Origin of the sequence: Dietzia sp. MNB45 (genome assembly GCF_051994785.1) — a bacterium.
Classification (GTDB): Bacteria; Actinomycetota; Actinomycetes; order Mycobacteriales; family Mycobacteriaceae; genus Dietzia; species Dietzia kunjamensis.
In genome coordinates, this window is sequence record NZ_CP163397.1 from 1,878,129 (window position 1) to 1,895,089 (window position 16,961).

Consider the following 16,961-nt stretch of genomic DNA (forward strand, 5'->3'; position numbering starts at 1 on the left):
CTACTTCGAGGTGCGGTCTGGTCGGGGCACATCGCCTGGTGACATCGTGGTGGACCACGCCTCCGAGAGCAGCTGCCGCGTCTGTCGGAGGAGCTGCGGCAGCACCTTGGTTCCGCCGGTCACGGTAATGAAGTTCGCGTCACCGATCCAGCGTGGCACGACGTGTTGGTGTAGATGCTCGGACAGGGACCCGCCGGCCGCGCCACCCAGATTGAGTCCCACGTTGAACGAGTCCGGGTTCGAGACCGCCTTGATGACCCGGATCAGGTGCTGCGTGTACGACATGAGTTCGCGGGACTCGTCGTCGTCGAGGTCCTCCAGGTCCGCCACCTTGCGGTACGGCACCACCATCGAGTGACCCGGGTTGTAGGGGAACAGGTTGAGCACGACGTAGACGTGCTCGCCCCGGGCGACCACCAGCCCGTCCTCGTCGCTCATCCTCGGGATGTCGAGGAACGGCTCCCCCGTCATCCCCTCGGCCGGCTCGGGACGCGACTCGGCGATATATGACATCCGGTAGGGCGCCCACAGCAACTGGAGGTGGTCCTCCCCCACCCCGAACTGGCGGTAGACGCCCGTCGAGGACGGATCTCCGGCCGTCACACGCGCTCCGCGGTCGGCACGTCGTTGCGTCGGGAGTTGACCCAGTACGAGATCTTGTCCATCGCGGCGTTCCGCGAGACCCCGTTGAGCTGCGTCCCGTCCGGGAACCGGAAGCTCACCGCGCCCGCCTCGACGTCGCGGTCACCGGCCAGGAGCATGAACGGGACCTTGCCGGTGGTGTGGTTGCGGATCTTCTTCTGCATCCGCTCGTCGGAGACGTCGAGCTCGGCGCGGATACCGCGCCCCCGGAGCTCGTCGATCACGTCCTCGAGATGCTTCTCGTGCGCCTCCGCCACGGGGATGCCCACCACCTGCACGGGCGCCAGCCACGCCGGGAACAACCCGGCGTAGTGCTCGAGCAGCACGGCGAAGAACCGCTCGATCGAGCCGAAGAGCGCGCGGTGGATCATCACCGGCCGCTTCTTGGTGCCGTCCGCGGCGTTGTAGGTCAGGTCGAACAGCTCGGGCAGGTTGAAATCCAGCTGGACCGTCGACATCTGCCACGTCCGCCCGATCGCGTCACGCGCCTGGACCGAGATCTTGGGGCCGTAGAAGGCGGCCCCGCCCGGGTCCGGGACCAGCTCGAGGCCGGAGTTCGTGGCCACCCGACGCAGCGTGTCGGTCGCGCGTTCCCAGATCTCGTCGCCGCCGACGTACTTCTCCGGGTCCTTGGTCGACAGCTCGAGGTAGAAGTCCTCGAGGCCGTAGTCGCGCAGGAGCGAGATGATGAAGGACAGCACGGAGGCGATCTCGCCCTCCATCTGCTCCTCGGTGCAGTAGATGTGCGCGTCGTCCTGGGTGAAGCCGCGGGCGCGGGTGAGACCGTGGATCACCCCGGACTTCTCGTACCGGTACACGGTGCCGAACTCGAACATTCGCAGCGGGAGCTCGCGGTACGAGCGGCCGCGGGAGTCGAAGACCAGATTGTGCATGGGGCAGTTCATCGGCTTGACGTAGTAGTCCTGCCCCGGCTTGGTCTCCCTGCCGTCCGCGTCGTACTCCGCGTCCAGGATCATGGGGGGGAACATCCCCTCCGAGTACCAGCTCAGGTGCTGGGACTTGCGGAACAGGTCGCCCTTGGTCACGTGTGGGGTGTTGACGAGTGAGTACCCGGCGGACAGGTGGCGCCTGAGGGAGTGCTGCTCCATCTCGTTGCGGATGATCCCGCCGCGGGGATGGAACACCGGGAACCCGGACCCGATCTCGTCGGGGAAGCTGAACAGGTCCAGCTCGGTCCCGAGCCGACGGTGGTCGCGCTTCTCCGCCTCGGCCAGACGGTTGAGGTAGGCGTCCATGGCCTCGGTGCTCTCCCAGGCCGTGCCGTAGATCCGCTGGAGACCGGCGTTGTTCTGATCGCCCCGCCAGTAGGCAGCGGACGAGCGCGTGAGGGTGAACGCGGGGATGAACTTGGTGGTGGGCGTGTGCGGGCCGCGGCACAGATCCGACCAGATGACCTCGCCCGTGCGGGGGTTGAGGTTGTCGTAGGCGGTCAGCGCACCCGCGCCGACCTCCATGATCTCGGAGTCCTCGAGCGCCACCGCGCCGTCGGCGTCACCGGCGTCCGCCCGGCCCTTGTCCTCGACCAGTTCGAGCTTGTACGGCTCGCCCGCCAGCTCGGTGCGCGCCTCGTCGAGGGAGGCGTACTCCCGCCGCGAGAAACGCTGGCCGGCCTTGATGATCTTCTTCATCCGCTTCTCGAGGTCCTTGAGGTCCTCGGGTGTGAAGGGCTCGGTCACGTCGAAGTCGTAGTAGAAGCCGTTCTCGATCGGCGGACCGATCCCCAGCTTGGCCTCGGGGAACTTGTCCTGTACCGCCTGGGCGAGCACGTGTGCGCACGAATGCCGGATCACCGACCGCCCGTCCTCGGTGTCGGCGCGGACGAGCTCGACCTCGGTGTCCACCTCCGGCGCCCACGACAGATCCCGCAGCGTGCCCTCCGGGTCGCGCACCACGACAATGGTCTCCGGGCCGCTCTTGGACTGCAACTCCCGCTCGGCGAGGATCTTGCCCGCCGGCTCACCGGCCGGGATGACGGTGGTCACGGTGGCCGCACCCGTCGCGTCGACATCGGCTTGAGGCATGCGGTTCTCGGACACGGGGGACGATCTCCTCGGCAGTGGACGTCGGGCGGCGACGGGCCGCCCGGGCTGACACCGCGGTCCGAACGGCGGACCGGGCCGGTCCATGCTACCCGGGCCCCTCCGGAATCCCGGACCTCGCCGGGGCGTTGCACCCGGGTATGCGCATCGACATCTGGTCCGACGTCATCTGTCCGTTCTGCTGGATCGGCAAACGGCACCTGGAGGCGGCGTTGGAGTCCTTCCGGGTCGACCATCCCGACACCGAGGTCGAGGTCGCGTGGCGCGCCTACGAACTGGATCCGTCCGCACCTCGCGTCACGGGCGACGAGCCGGGCGAGACCAGCGTCGAGATGCTCGCGCGCAAGTACGGGATGTCCCTAGCCGAGGCCGAGGCCGGTCAGGAGCAGATGGCTTCCCGCTTCCGCGAGTTGGGCCTGGAGTTCGACTGGCGGTCGGCGCGGGTCTGTTCGACGTTCGACGCGCACCGGCTCGCCGCGCTGGCGGCCGAGCGCGGGCGCGCGGACGAGGTCGACGAGGGACTGCGCCGCGCCCATTTCTCCGAGGGTCAGGTGATCTCGGACCCCGCCGTGCTTCGGCGGATCGGTGTCGACGCCGGCCTGCCCTCCGACGCGGTCGACCGGGTGCTGGCCGGTGACGATTTCTCCGACGAGGTCCGGCGCGACGCGGAGACGGCCCGCGGCCTCGGGGTCCGAGGGGTGCCGTTCTTCGTGTTCGACGGCCGGCTCGCGGTGAGCGGTGCGCAGCCGGTGGAAGTCTTCACCCAGGCGCTGGAGCAGGCACTGGAGTCCGGCACACAGGCGTCCCCCGACGCGGTCTGATCGCCGTCGGCCCGCCGGGCGAGCGCTGACCCGCCAGATTGGTAGTTCCCGCGGTCTGGCGTAGGCCTGCGCCGACCCCGCGGTCCCGGGTAGGCCCCGCGACGACAGAAGCCCTCCCGTTCCCGGGAGGGCTTCTGTCTTCGTTGTGGTCCTAACTGGGTTCGAACCAGTGACCTCTCCGGTGTGAACGGAGCGCTCTTCCGCTGAGCTATAGGACCCCACCGCGCCGCGCTGTCTCGCTCGGCACCGGAACACTGTAGCAAGCCCCGGGCCACCGCCCAATTCGGGGTCCGAGAGGCCCTCGCAGCCCTGTTCGCGGGCCCATGCCGCACTGCCCCGGCCGCCGGCGGCCCTGCCGACCGGCGAGTGGTCACAGATGACGCTGCTCCGACGAGGCGCCCTGGGGAGACGTGAGCAGGTGTGACCTCGCGACGGTCGGCGCCCGGCCGGGAGGTGCTGTCGTCGGGCGATTTCGGACGTATGCCCAGATCATCGACCATTTCCGACCCCGGATTTGTGTTCCGTCGAAGTCGTCGGCTAATGTTCATTCTCGCAACGCGGTGAGCAACAGCGAGCCGGGAAGCGATGCGGATGTGGCGCAGCTGGTAGCGCATCACCTTGCCAAGGTGAGGGTCGCGGGTTCGAATCCCGTCATCCGCTCGGAGGGATCGAGGAGCCAGGACGTCCTCACCAGGCTCGATACCTTTGCGGTGGAGTGGCCGAGTGGTGAGGCAGCGGCCTGCAAAGCCGTCAACACGGGTTCGATTCCCGTCTCCACCTCTACGGCCGGACTCGTCCGGTCGCAGAAACCCGCGCGATTAGCTCAGCGGGAGAGCGCTTCCCTGACACGGAAGAGGTCACTGGTTCAATCCCAGTATCGCGCACCACCAACGCCCCGGCCTCAGGCCGGGGCGCTCTGCTTTAAGCTCCATCAGGGTTTGTCGATGGTGAGGGCATCCACCATCGCCGGCAGCGTGCGGCGGATATCGTGCGAGCGTTTCACTCGCGCTCGCGCAACCCGCGCGATCTCCTCGCGGCGTCGCGCGTCCCCCGTCAGCTCCTGCAGAGCACGGGAGAGAGCATCGACATCGCCAGGTGCGACCAACACGCCGGCACCGTCGGAAAGATATTCGCGAACGCCGCCGTGGGATGTGGCGACGACCGGCACCCCTGCTGCCATGGCCTCCAACGCGACCAACGGGCCGGCCTCCGGAAGGATTGAGGCGGAGACGGCCACAGACCACCTCGACAGCACCTCGGAGCGGTCGACGTGGCCGAGGAACACCACCCTGCCTCGAAGGTCGTCTTGTTCAGCGCGGGCCTTCAACGTCGCGACGTAGCTGGACTCTCCGGGCAGTTCGCCCCCTGCGATCTCCAGGATGAGATGGGGAATGCGAGCGACGGCCTCGAGAAGCACATCGTGCCCTTTCCAGGGGGTTAGTGTGGCGAGGATGCCGATCACCTGCCCGCGATCGGGCGATCCGAAGGCATCGTCGTCGCCGATCTCCACCCCATGGGGCCGGAGGATGACCTCTCGCACCAAGCCCCGGACCGAGGCGGCGGTGGCCCCGGAGACCGCGACCGCGCGGTCGAGATGGCGGGCACCTAACCTCACCGCGACACGCTGCTTCCGACTGACCACCGTGTCATGGACGAACCAGGTGGTGAGGCCCGTATGTCTGCCTCTGGGGAAAGCCGCCGGCAGCGCTGGCAAAGCGAAGAGCGAGTTGACCACGACCGTGTCCGATGGGCCGACGACCCGGCGTAGCGTGCGGCCAGCTCGAATCCAGGCGGCCGCGACCCGAGCGACGGCGATGATCCGGGACGCTCCGGAGCGACCCTGCAATCCGAGGGTGTCGATGGCCACATGAACCGTCCCGGACGGGAACGCTCCGACGACGGGACCATGGGGACTCACCAGGATGATTTGAGCGCCCGTGGCCGCAAGGGTCTGAGCGACCCCGCCAAGTACGTTCTCGGCTCCAGAGCGCATTCCGCTGGCGTTGACCAATACGACATTTCTGGTGTTCACGGATCGACGACTCCTCAATGTGGCCCAGTCAACTCACAGTGCGGTACACGGCGAGGGTTTCCGCCGCGACCGCGTCCCACGAGCGGTTCCGCACGACGCGTTCCGCCCGGTGGAGAAGCTCCGTCCTGCGATCGCCGTCGAACGCGAGTTCTTTCAGTGCGTCGACCCAGGATTCGACAGTGTTTGCGCGAACGACCACCGCCCCGGCACCGACCGCCTCGGGGATGCCACCGACCGCGCTGGCCGCCACCACGCCGCCACAGGCCATCGCCTCCAGAGGAGGGAGGCCGAACCCCTCGTACCTCGACGCGTACGCCACGACGGTCGCGGCCCTGTACAAGGCGGGGACGTGCGCTCGATCTACATATCCCAGGCCCATGGTCCCGGGCGCCAGGTTTGGGGCCTCCGTGCCGGCGCCAGCAAGGACCATTGGCAGACCGAGCACCCGTGCGGCCTCTGCGGCCACCTCTGGGCACTTCCTCGGCTCGAGTGTTCCGAGTTGGAGGACGAATCGATCGGGAAGACCGTAGTGGTCGACGACGGCTCTAACCTCGGCCCGGGCGGGCACCCTCGCCCAGCTGGCGGGCGCGAGCGGGATGACGGTCGACATACGACCCGTCAGGGCCTGCACTCTCTCCGCGGTGAACGCTGAGACCGCGATCACCGCGTCGGCGCAATTCAGGGACCGGCGCAATAGCGCGCGCTCGCCCCGGGCTCGTATCGGCCCGGAGGCCCAGGGCGCGTCGAACACCGACATGTCATGCACGGTGCTCACACGCGCTCTGCGCTGGGCGACAGGCAGATCGACATCGAGGGAATGGAAGATTCCCTCGGTACGTACCGGCCGCAGACCCGAGAGCGCTCGACGCACGCCGCTCGCTATGGGGCGCGTCAGCGGGTGGACGGACGCCGGGAGTTCCCCCACCGCGTCGCGTTGAACCACGGCGGCGAAGGCGTGGCCGGACCCCGCCAGTGCGGCGGCTCGCATAAATTCGCGCTGATAGGTCTGAACCCCGCTGCCCCCGGGCCGAAGGGCGAGAGCTCCCCATACTACCGGCGCGCTTCCGGACGGCGTCATCGGTCGACGCTTTGGGCCCCGCGGGCGGTATCAAAGGCGCTTATTCTCAGGTAAAACGCAGGTGGGGAGTGGTCGGCCGGCGGCAACGGCGCGGCTCCGGAAAAGTCTAATAATTTCATGAGTGAACCGCGAGCGCCGCCACCATCGAGTCGATGGTGGCGAAGGTCGCCTTCACCAGTTCCTCATCGGCGAACTCCACATCGAACTCGTCCTCGAGCCGGAGCATGACCTGCACGGTCTGGTGCGAGGTCATGCCGGCGGCGAACAGATCGTCGGATCTGTCCAGCCCTCCCACGTCGACCGTTCCGCCCAGCGCCATTCGTAGTGCGTGTCGGACGCGCTTCTCAATTTCGTGCATGATCCCCCCGGATTCCTGATTCGGTGTCCGGCGTTCCTCCGAACGCCTCCCGGCCGCGCTTGCCGGATCGCCGCGGGAGGCGTGTACCGAACGTGCAGCCAGGAGAAGTTTCCCTCATGAAGCGAGTTTTGAACAGTCCCAGCTCCTCCGACTTCACTTGCGTCGCGGCATTAGGGGCAATGCGAAGTGAGGACTTCCCTATCCGTCCTTCATGTGGGTATTCTCTCATCTTGTTCCGCGCGATGTCCCATCGTGCACGCAGCCTCGGGTGACGAGGCGAGAGGTGGCGAGTCGTGACCCTGGAATCACTGGCCCGAATGAAAGACGAGTTCCGTGAGGGGCTCGTAGGCGCCGGACTGCTCATCCCCGCAGGCGTCGACGGGCTCTATGCCCGTGGGGCGGGATTCGAGTTGGTACTCGATGCCGTCGACGACGCCATCACCCGTGCGGGTGACGACGCCCGAGCTCTCACGCCCGGGGGCGCCGGATACGAGTACTTCCGCTTCCCACCGGTTTTTTCTCGGCATACCTACGAGAAGACCGACTACATAGAGTCGTTCCCCGACCTGACGGGTGTGGTCAACACCTTCGGCGGGACGGGTTCCGACCATCGACAACTACTCTCGGACCGGGCGGAGGGCCGGTCATGGGACCACCACCTCTCCCCCGGTGACACGGTGATGGTCTCCTCGGCATGTCACCCGCTTTACGGGGCGATCCCGTCGGCGCTTCCGGCAGGGGGGATCGCAGCCGATGTCAGTGGATTCTGTTTCCGCCACGAGCCGTCGACTGACCCCATGCGGATGCAGATGTTCCGTATGCACGAGTTCGTCCGGGCAGGCTCGCCCGAAGATGCCGCCCGATTCCGCGCAGCGTGGGTCGATCGGGCCGTCGACCTACTGACCGGGTTGGGTCTCGAGGTCCGTCCGGTCGCCGCCAACGATCCGTTCTTCGGACGCGCGGGAAAGTTGCTCGCCAACGAGCAACTCAATAACGATCTCAAGACCGAAATTGTCACGCACGTCTACGGCAATACCCATCCGCCTGATGCGATCGCCTCCTGCAACCTCGCGGAGGATCACTTCGGAAAAAACTTCGACCTCACCCTCCCGGACGGCTCCACCGCGCATACCGCGTGCGTGGGCTTCGGCTTGGAACGAATCACGCTGGCTCTGTTCGCCGAGCATGGGTTCGATCACGAAGAGTGGCCCACCGGGGTCCAACGGACGTTGTTCCGATGACGGTCTCTCCCACGAAGATGGCGACCTGGTTCGGCCCGGAGGACCGCTCGCTCTTCGGAGTCCTCGAGTTCCCGTCGGACCGAGAGATCAGGGCGGGGGTGATTGTCGTCCCGTCTCTGGGGATCGAACAGGTCACCACCTACCGGGGCGCTCGTCGACTCACCGAACAGCTCGTCCGGGCGCGCTTCGTCACCCTGCGATACGACCACCCGGGGACTGGGTCGTCGACCGGTGACCAGCTCTCGGACACGGCATGGGACGAGTGGCGCGAAGGTGTCCTCGAGGCCGTTGCGATGGTGCAGGCGCAGGGGGTGAACGACGTCACGCTCGTGGCGATCCGTGCCGGCTGTGTCGTCGCCGATGCCGCACTCGGCTCGGTCCACGGTCTCGATGCCCGTCTGGTGCATTGGGACCCTCCGCGCTCGGGGCGGCGTTGGCTGCGCGAGCAGACGACCAAATTCCGCCTCAGTGTCGGGGATGTAGGGTGCGATCCGGGGGTGTCCGTACTTGGAGGGCACTTCTCACGGGCCGCCGCCGAGCGGCTCAAGTCCGCCACGTGGTCCGCCGGCGACTCGGTCAGCCTCGTAGCCGGACGCCCAGACGTCCTGTCGAGCCCGGACTTCGGATCGATCGGTGGCGGCCGAGCGGAGACGGTCTCTCTGGTCGGGGCAGAGCTCTTCGCCGCTCCACCGGCCTTCGTACACCACGTTCCCGAGTCGGACATCGGCGCGATCGTGTCACACTTGGCCGACCGCGCAGGCGATACGACCCTGACACTGCACCCGTTGATCCGGCGTCGAGCAGTCGTCGGCGTTTTACCCGACGGCTCTCCGATAGTGGAGGAGATCGAGTCCGTCAGAGGTTCGAGCGACTTGCAGTTGTTCTCCACGCGCGTTGAGGTTGAGTCAGCACTGGGCGCCGTCGTCTTCCAGAGCACGGCGCTCGAGCCGGCGTGGGGGCCGACGCGTGCATGGGTCGACTCCGCCCGCGAGAACGCAGGCGGTGGACTCGTTTGCTTTCGATTTGACAAGGCGGGCGGCGGTGAGGCCGGCACTGTCGACGGCGGCGAGATCGCGGTCCTGTACTCCCATGAATCGCGCCGTGATGCCCACGAGGTCTTCCTCGCACTAGCGGATCGGGGCCTGCCCTCGAGCGCCACCTTGTCGGTCGGACTCTGTTCGGGCGCCTGGATGGCAGCGGAGTCCGCGATCCGCGCGAGAGCCGGCACGGTGCTGCTGTTCGGGATGATCCAATGGTCACGGGTCCGCGAGCCCGTGACCCGCGAGTTCCTCAGCGCTCTCGGGTATGACGCCGAGAATGTGTCTCCTGCGGCCACGAAGTCTGCGCGAACACGGCTCAAACCTCTGCTCCGACGCCTCCTCCCCTACTCAGCGTGGGAGGCATTGGGACGCAGAGGAATCACTCAGGTGCCCGGGCCCCTCCTCGGCGAACTGTGGCGCGCCGGTGTCCGCACTACCGTCGCGCTGACGCCCCAGGACGACGACCACTTCGTCGCACAGCGAGGCGACGCCGGCCTACGGCGACTGAGACGACGAGGCTATCGGGGACGCATCGAACGGATTCCCAGCCCGCAGGGGGATCACGACCTGTACAGGCCTGACACCCGGGAGGCCGCCCGTCGGCTGATACGAGAGGAAGCCGACGCCCTGAGGTCACGACTCGGCCTCCCCACAGTCAGAGGCGAGCACAGACCGTTGCGTGCCTTGTTCGTCAACGAGAACATCGGCGGTCATGCCACCGTTCACCTCGCGCTGCGCCGCGCATTCGCGGACAGAGACGATATCGCGGCGGAATTCCTCGACGCGGAAGGGCCGGGGATCGTGGGCAAGGTGCTCAGAGCCCCGGTGCCGGGTCTGGCGCGGGCCGACCTCGACCTACAGCCGCTGCGAGGTCAGCTCGTCCACTCGTGGGCGATCAACAAGAGGGTGCGGCAGCGGCTGAATCGTGGTGACATCGATGCTATTCACCTCTACACCCAGAACGCGATGCTCGGCGGGACGAGAATTGTGCGTCGCGTGCCTACGGTCATCACGACCGATAGCGTCGGGCTGCGAAACGCCTTCAGCATCCCTTATCGATCGCCGACCCGATTCACCCGCAAGGCCAGCAGGGCCGCTCTTCCATTCGAGCGACCGGTCCTCGACGCCGCGCACCACGTCCTGGCCAACGCATTGCCCGTCGTCGAGTCACTCACCTCACCTGACTACGGTCTTTCGCCGGACTCGGTCTCCCTCTTGCGGATGGGCATCTGGTCTCCGTTCTTGACGAAAGAGCTACCAAAACGACCGCCAGATCGCCGACCCACCGTGGTCTTCCTGGGTACCTCGATGGATCGCAAAGGGGGGACACTGCTTCTCGAGGCGTGGCGATCATGCCTCCGGGACCGCGCTGATCTACTGCTGATCACGCTCGACGCCGTCGCCGAGGAGCCTGGGTTGCGGGTCGTCCGCGACCTTCGCCCCGGCGACGACCGGCTATGGGAACTGTTGGCCGGGTCAGACATCATGTGTTTTCCGTCGATCATCGATCAGGCTCCGAACGCGGTTCTCGAGGCCGCTGTCGCCGGGCTTCCGGTCATCGCGCACCCCGCGGGCGCCATTCCAGAGATGGTGATCGACGGCGTTACCGGGCTCCTGGTGGACGGCTCGGATCCACGCGCGGTGGTCGGCGCGCTCGACACCCTGATCTCCGACCCGGGGATGCGCCGGAGAATGGGCGAGGCAGGGTGCGCGCACGTTCGTGAGCACTACAACATCGTCCGGTCCGCGGACACGATCGTCTGCGCGCTCCACAGGGCTGTCGACGCCTTCCCCGAGGAATGCGAGCCATGAGCTTCCGGATCTATAAAGCAGTAGACGACCGACTGTTGCACGAATGGCAGAAACTGGCCGAGGAAGTCGGTACGAGGTTCGCCTCGCGTCCGTCCTACGGGTTGTCCTGGCACCGCCACCTCGGGCGCGGGCCGCTCCGGCTCGCAACCGTGCGCCGGGACGGCCGGCTGGTGGCCCTGCTGCCACTTCATAGCCGACGGCGCCTGGGAGTGGCGGTCTACCGACTGCTCGGCCACGGGCTCGGTACGATCGGGGAAGCCCTCGCGCGAGATGAGGCGGCTCTAGCGGATCTAGTCTCGGGGCTCGCACGCTCGGGCGCAGCGCTCGAACTGACTCACCTTCCGTCCGATTCACCGCTGGTGGCCGCGGTGCGGGCGGATCCAGGGTGGGACGCGACCTTCACTGGAGACGACTACTGCCCGGTGATCTCACTGCCTGAGGGCACCCGGGCGTCCGACCTGCGCAGCAAGTCCACGCTCTCCCGGGCGGCCTCCTCCCGGCGCAAACTCGCCAGGGAGGGGCTCGAACTGGCAGTGGAGACTGTGAGCACCGCCGCCCAGTTCGACAGGCGATGGACGGACATCGTCGCGACGGCCGCGGCGGCGGAAGAACAGGAGGAGGTGAGTCGGCTCAATCTATGCGCTCCTCCCTATAGCGGCTTCACCAACGAATTCCTACGTCGTGAAGCCGAAACCGGGCACCTCATCATCTGGGGCGGGACGTTCGGTGGCGGATGGGGAGCCCACGTCGCGACCTTGGCGACACATGGGACTGCGGAACTGTGGTTCACCCGGTTCGATCCCCGCCACAAGCGTTGCCGGCCGGGCCACCACCTAATCGAAGCGATCTGCGAGAACCATGACGAGCTCGGCGTCACCCGTGTGGATCTCCTCCTCGGTAGAAATGGCTATAAGAGCGACTGGCAGACCGGCGAGTACGAAGTGGGAACTCTGGTAGCAGCTCCATCGGGTTCGCGAGGGGTCAGGACGAGGATGGGCGCTGCCGACCTCGCGGCGGGGCTGGTCCGCGGCGGGGCCGCTCGGGCGTCGGACGGCGCGGGACGGGTCCGGTCCCGGATGGTCGCGGTGTTCGGTGGTGGAGCTGGACCGGCGACAGCGCCGCGGTCATGACTCCGAAGAGCACCCTGGACGATCGCCCCGGGGGGGACGTCCGGGGGCCGGGTGCGGACAGCGAGAGCCGTTCCTTGCTCGCCAACTCGGGCGCGATGGTCGCTGGCCGGATCCTCACGGCGGTTCTCGGGTGGGCAGGCAGCGTGGTGATAGCCCGTTCCCTGTCGCCAGACGACTGGGGGCGTTACTCGTTCGTCTTCGGCCTGCTCGGCGTCCTGTCCCTGGTGACCGATCTCGGTGTAGGTCGAGTTGTGCTTGCTCGCCTTACCGGTGCGTCGTGCGAGGAGTCCCGGCGGGTGGCGGGGTCGTTCATCCTGCTGCGGTTCGTTCTCGGTCTCATCGGATTCGCCGTCGCGGTGGCCTATGCGGCGATCACGGGAATGTCGACGGAACTCGTCGCGGTGGTGGCGTTCGCAGCGATCGGTGTGGTCCTGGCCACCCCTGCAAACGCACTGATGGTGCTGTACCAGGCGAGACTGCGGCTCGTCACGATCACTGTGTGGGACGCCGTAGCCCACATCGTGCAATTGACATTGGTGCTGATAGTCGCACGCACTGCACCGTCACTCGTCTGGTTCATTGTCCCGGTGTTGGCCAAGGAGCTAACCGTCCTCGTGGCCCGCGCCGCGGGTGTTCTACGGGGCAGGCTCGGACCTCGTCCGGTGTTCAGCGCGGGGACGGCGTACTGGGGGGAAATGCTCCGTGAGGCCGTCCCCATCTCGATTGGGTTCGCGCTGATTATGCTGTTGACCAAGGTAGACATCCTCATCCTTCAGAGGTTGGACACCTTCGAGTCGGTCGGTATGTACGCGATCGGTTATAAGTTCTCCGACCTGGTGATCATGGTCGCCGTCACCATTTCGGTACCCTTCACGACGGTGCTGGTCCGGGCGTGGCCCGACGACGACGAGACCTTTCGCCAACGGACGAGACAGGCCATGATCATCGCCGGCGTTCTGGGGTTGCTCGCCGTGGTGGGCTTCTGGCCGACGGCAGACTTCTTCGTCGGCCTCCTGTACGGAGAGAGGTTCGTCGAGGCGGCCGGGACCGCACAGCTGCTGGTGCTGGCCAGCGCGCTCTCCGGCGCGACGAACATCGGCCTCGTCGCCCTCATCGCCGCTCGAAAGCTGACCGTGTTCCCCTGGGTGGCCGCCGGGGGCGTGCTACTCAACGTTGCGTTGAACCTCGTCGCGATCCCTCGCTGGTCCTACGAGGGCGCGGCCGCAGCCACTCTCGTCACCGAGGCGCTCGTTTTCGTTTCGGTGCTCCTGCTGGTCCAGCGCAGCATCGGGATTCGCGGAGTCGTCCCGTGGGGGCCACTGGTTCGTCTGGCGCTTCTGGCTGCTGCGGTTGTCGCCCCCTCCGTCGTCCTCATCACATACTCGGCTTGGCCGTGGCTCCCGGTTGTCCTCGGTTCGTTGCTCGTATTCCTCCTCCTGGCGGAGCTCAGCGACTCGCTAGAGGGTGTTTCACTCATCGGCCGAGTGCTGCCACCGTTCATCGGTCGACGGTTCGTCGACTCAGGATGCAATGGGAAGGGGTCATGATGGAACGGCTCAGCGGGCTCCTGACAGCCTTCGGACGCTCGGGATTGGTGCTCGCCTACCACGACATACTCCCCGACCGGCGCGCCGTCTACCCGTATGCGGTCCGTGAATCGACGTTTCTCCGCCACCTCGACATGGTCCAAGCTCTCGGCCTTCGACCGGTGACCCTTGCCGAATTCACCGACAACCTGCTCGCCGGCGACGCTTCCGGACTGGTAGCGGTGGTGTTCGACGACGCGATCGTCGGTGTGCATCGAATCGCGATGCCCAGGTTGGCCGAACGGTCAATCCCGTGGACGCTGCTGCCCGTCACCGACCGGACAGGAGTCGATCCCGACTGGTGGCCGGAGGCGGATCGCACGATGACGCGTGTCGAGATCGCCGAGGCCCTCGATTCGGGAGCGGCGCTCTGTGGACACACCGCCACCCACGTGTCGCTTCCCGACATTCCTCCGGCCAAAGCGCTCGACGAACTAAGGCGATCCCGCGAGACCCTGTCTGCCTGGGCCGGTCGCGAGGTGCGGGACCTCTGTTATCCGTTCGGTCATCAGACTTCCGACGTAAGACAACTGACCAGGGACGCCGGGTACCGATGCGGTTATTCGTTCACCAACGGACGCTGTCATCCGGCGACCGACCCATTCGCGCAGCCACGGCTGGCGATGCATGAGGAGCTGAGCCCTGCGAAGTTCCTCGCGACTGTGATCCGACCACGATGCACCTGGCCGCCGGTTCGGGATCTCCGCCGCCAACCCCCCGCGGTGAACGCATGATCGGTGGCGCGGTCGTCATTCTGCTGATCTGCATCGCACTGTTCGCGCTCTCGATCAGACGACCCCAGTGGGGGGTTATCGCCATCGCCGGGCTCCTGCCGTTCCACGGACTCCTGTTGATCACCCCGCTGTCGATGAACTCGTGGAAAGAAGCTGCCGTCCTCGCCGTGCTGGCGGCCTGCCCCTTCGCACGCCGGGTCGGTTCGCACCGCACCGTGGTCGCGCCGTGGATCATTCCGCTGATCCTGCTCATTCCGATCGGAACCGTGTCGGCTATCGCGGCGTTCGGTGTCCTGGCATTCTTCCCGTTGAAGATCGCGTTCTTCTACGTCCTGCTTCCTCTCATCGTGATGATGTTCCCGTTCGACCGCGCCGACAAGGATCGCCTGGTCTCGGTCCTATTGGGAGCGGGTGTCGTGGCGGCGTCCTACGGGATCTGGCAGCAGTTTGTCGGCGGGGCCGCGCTGGTCGACCTGGGATACGAGTGGAACGTGCACATTCGCAGTGCCGGGCCGATAATGCGAAGCATCGGGACGTTCAACCAGCCTTTCCCGTTCGGTCTGTTCCTCATGCTCGTCATCGTGGTGGCCACCGCCGCGGCTCTCGCGGAACCTCACCGGCTCCGATCGAAGTTCTTCGTCGCCGTGTTCCCCGTGCTCGCCGCCGGTATGCTTCTATCGGTAGTCCGCGCTAGCTATATCGGAGTAGCCGTGGGGCTCGTCGCCGTCGGCGTCCTGCTGTCCCGGCGGTTCCTTGTGCGGCTGCTCATCACCTTCTGCGTTGCGGTCCCCGTCGTCCTGACGTTCGCTTTCCTGTCTGGGTCGGACATCCTTAGGACCTTCGTCTCGAGCAGCAGCCTCGAGGAGCGCGGAGGCCACTGGTCGGTCAACATCCCGCTTGTGCTGAGCCAGCCCTTCGGAGCAGGTCTGGGCACGACCGGTTCCTCGGCGGCAAAGGTCTCGGAGGGCCACGACCCCTCCAGCCCCTTATACCAGCCGGACAGCAACTACATGAAGATTCTGCTCGAACTCGGGCCGATCGGACTCGCCGCGTATGCATTGATCGTAGGTCTTATGGTTCTCACGCTCACCCGGATGATCCCCCACACCCCTGATCCCCTCGAACGCGGGCTCCTGGCCGGTGGCGCATCCGTCGCGCTTGCTGCTTGCGTGGCCGCATTCTTTGCGACCTATCTGGAGATTTTTCCCCTGGATGCGTACTTCTGGCTGCTCCCCGCGGTCGCGGCGAGTACGTCCACAAAGGTGCGGGACCGAGTCACGGGGCGGCAACCGGCGTCGCGTCCGCGGATACTGGAGCGTTAGACGACCCGCTCGATCACCTCGGCGATCCTGCCGCGGAACGATTCCTCGGAGAACCCGGCTGCGAAGGCGACGAGGTCTGATGTCGCGTAGTCGGAGTCATTCCACTCGCGCATCGCCCGGGCCAGGGCTGCTATCACCTCGTCGTCGCCGCGCCCGTTCACAAGTTCTCCGCTGACACCCGGAATGACGGTGTCGAGGGCGCCACCACGACCCAGCGCAAGGACCGGCGTACCCGCGGCGATGGCCTCGACGGGAACTATCCCGAAATCCTCCTCCCCCGGCATGACCAGGGCGCGGGCGCCGCGGAGCATGTCCCTCATCTCGGAGCGGGGCAGACGTCCGAGAAACTCCACGCCGGGCCCTGATCGCGCCCGGCAGCGGTCCATGTCCCGCCCCTCGCCCACCACGACAAGTCGGACGCCGGCGGCAACCGCGGCCGCGACGGCGAGGTCGACCCGCTTATATGGAACTAATCTGCCCACCGAGATGAAGTAGTCACCACGGGGTGCGTCCCCGGGGGTGAAGTATCCGGTGTCGACCGGTGGGTGTAAGACCTCCGCGTCCCGGCCCCACCAGTTTCGAATCCGGTCCCGCACGGCCGTCGAGTTCGCCACGACGATCTGCGGGCGGTGCGCCCAGCGGGTTTCGTTGGCCCTGGCCCTGGCCGCCAACACCGCGAGCGCCACCCGGCCGGCACGGGAGTCGGACTCCCCGTGCCGGAAGGCCTGATCCCAGGCCCACCGGGCCGGACTGTGGACGTAGGCCACCGAGGGAATGTCGACCGCGGCCCCCGAGATCGCGAACGCGTGGTGGCTGATCACCACCACATCGGTGTCCTCGGGATCGATGGCGGTCCGCTGCAGCACCGAGGGGACGAGCGGCATCAGGTGCGCGTACGAGGCCTGGCCGGTCATGCGATACGCCGCCTGCAGCGGACCGGTGCGCACGCGGGGGCCGAGTCCGCTCGGGATGCCCTGCGGGCGCGAGAACGGGACATGGATCCGGGCGTCCGGCCAGACTCGGGCCATCTGCTCGACCACGTGTTCGCTGCCGGCGATGTCGGTCAGACGCTCGTGGACCAGTGCAACCTTCGGCATCCGGCGCC

Annotated in this window: 13 protein-coding genes and 4 tRNA genes; 10 read left to right on the plus strand and 7 right to left on the minus strand. The window is 66.8% G+C overall.

Annotated features, from left to right (window positions below; all coding sequences use genetic code 11):
• Together AB5G72_RS09030 and thrS are read right to left on the minus strand one after the other, a co-directional pair.
• Positions 1-513 (minus strand): HIT family protein, encoded by a 513-nt coding sequence (locus tag AB5G72_RS09030; RefSeq protein ID WP_241504636.1) that lies wholly within the window; start codon positions 511-513, stop codon positions 1-3.
• Positions 514-599: 86 nt separating this feature from the next.
• Positions 600-2,684, minus strand: coding sequence for a threonine--tRNA ligase (gene thrS / locus AB5G72_RS09035; RefSeq protein WP_440221483.1), 2,085 nt, complete (start codon positions 2,682-2,684; stop codon positions 600-602).
• A 158-nt stretch (positions 2,685-2,842) separates the two neighbouring features.
• On the opposite strand from thrS, the gene AB5G72_RS09040 reads away from it, so the two are divergent.
• Entirely contained in the window at positions 2,843-3,523 is a 681-nt protein-coding gene (locus AB5G72_RS09040; RefSeq protein WP_163375826.1) for a DsbA family oxidoreductase, read from the plus strand.
• 146 nt (positions 3,524-3,669) lie between these two features.
• On the opposite strand, the gene AB5G72_RS09045 is transcribed toward AB5G72_RS09040, so the two are convergent.
• Positions 3,670-3,741, minus strand: a tRNA-Val gene (locus AB5G72_RS09045).
• Between the two features lie 369 nt (positions 3,742-4,110).
• On the opposite strand from AB5G72_RS09045, the gene AB5G72_RS09050 reads away from it, so the two are divergent.
• The 3 genes from AB5G72_RS09050 (at position 4,111) to AB5G72_RS09060 (ending at position 4,410) form a co-directional block, all read left to right on the plus strand.
• Positions 4,111-4,183 (plus strand) — tRNA-Gly (locus tag AB5G72_RS09050).
• A 49-nt stretch (positions 4,184-4,232) separates the two neighbouring features.
• A tRNA-Cys gene (locus AB5G72_RS09055) sits at positions 4,233-4,303 on the plus strand.
• A gap of 32 nt (positions 4,304-4,335) precedes the next feature.
• Positions 4,336-4,410, plus strand: a tRNA-Val gene (locus AB5G72_RS09060).
• Positions 4,411-4,454: 44 nt separating this feature from the next.
• Here the strand turns inward: AB5G72_RS09060 and AB5G72_RS09065 are convergent.
• The 3 genes from AB5G72_RS09065 to AB5G72_RS09075 all read right to left on the minus strand — a co-directional run bounded on the left by AB5G72_RS09065 (position 4,455) and on the right by AB5G72_RS09075 (position 6,991).
• Positions 4,455-5,555 (minus strand): glycosyltransferase family 4 protein, encoded by a 1,101-nt coding sequence (locus tag AB5G72_RS09065; RefSeq protein WP_440221451.1) that lies wholly within the window; start codon positions 5,553-5,555, stop codon positions 4,455-4,457.
• Positions 5,556-5,583: 28 nt separating this feature from the next.
• The gene (locus AB5G72_RS09070; protein WP_096905388.1) at positions 5,584-6,633 is read right to left on the minus strand and encodes a glycosyltransferase family 4 protein; all 1,050 of its coding nucleotides are present in this window, start codon (positions 6,631-6,633) and stop codon (positions 5,584-5,586) included.
• A 115-nt stretch (positions 6,634-6,748) separates the two neighbouring features.
• The gene (locus tag AB5G72_RS09075; RefSeq protein WP_240341293.1) at positions 6,749-6,991 is read right to left on the minus strand and encodes a phosphopantetheine-binding protein; all 243 of its coding nucleotides are present in this window, start codon (positions 6,989-6,991) and stop codon (positions 6,749-6,751) included.
• A gap of 293 nt (positions 6,992-7,284) precedes the next feature.
• Between AB5G72_RS09075 and AB5G72_RS09080 the strand changes: the two genes are divergently transcribed.
• The 6 genes from AB5G72_RS09080 (at position 7,285) to AB5G72_RS09105 (ending at position 15,856) form a co-directional block, all read left to right on the plus strand.
• A complete protein-coding gene (locus AB5G72_RS09080) occupies positions 7,285-8,232 on the plus strand; it encodes an amino acid--[acyl-carrier-protein] ligase (RefSeq protein WP_240341294.1) in 948 nt (315 codons plus the stop codon).
• Positions 8,233-8,975: 743 nt separating this feature from the next.
• Complete coding sequence (locus AB5G72_RS09085) at positions 8,976-11,084, plus strand: glycosyltransferase family 4 protein (protein ID WP_440221452.1); 2,109 nt, start codon at positions 8,976-8,978, stop codon at positions 11,082-11,084.
• Positions 11,081-12,214 (plus strand): GNAT family N-acetyltransferase, encoded by a 1,134-nt coding sequence (locus AB5G72_RS09090; RefSeq protein WP_440219704.1) that lies wholly within the window; start codon positions 11,081-11,083, stop codon positions 12,212-12,214. Before AB5G72_RS09085 ends, AB5G72_RS09090 begins: the two co-directional genes overlap by 4 nt.
• Before the next feature lie 74 nt (positions 12,215-12,288).
• Positions 12,289-13,761 carry a flippase gene (locus tag AB5G72_RS09095; protein WP_254050455.1) on the plus strand — a complete coding sequence of 491 codons (1,473 nt, stop codon included), beginning with the start codon at positions 12,289-12,291 and terminating at the stop codon, positions 13,759-13,761.
• Positions 13,758-14,534, plus strand: a complete 777-nt coding sequence (locus AB5G72_RS09100; protein WP_240341296.1) for a polysaccharide deacetylase family protein — start codon at positions 13,758-13,760, stop codon at positions 14,532-14,534. The genes AB5G72_RS09095 and AB5G72_RS09100 overlap by 4 nt, the downstream gene beginning before the upstream one ends.
• The gene (locus tag AB5G72_RS09105) at positions 14,531-15,856 is read left to right on the plus strand and encodes an O-antigen ligase family protein (protein WP_253003656.1); all 1,326 of its coding nucleotides are present in this window, start codon (positions 14,531-14,533) and stop codon (positions 15,854-15,856) included. Before AB5G72_RS09100 ends, AB5G72_RS09105 begins: the two co-directional genes overlap by 4 nt.
• Here the strand turns inward: AB5G72_RS09105 and AB5G72_RS09110 are convergent.
• Positions 15,853-16,953 carry a glycosyltransferase gene (locus AB5G72_RS09110; RefSeq protein WP_440221484.1) on the minus strand — a complete coding sequence of 367 codons (1,101 nt, stop codon included), beginning with the start codon at positions 16,951-16,953 and terminating at the stop codon, positions 15,853-15,855. The two genes, AB5G72_RS09105 and AB5G72_RS09110, sit on opposite strands and share 4 nt — an antisense overlap.
• Positions 16,954-16,961 lie beyond the last annotated feature (8 nt).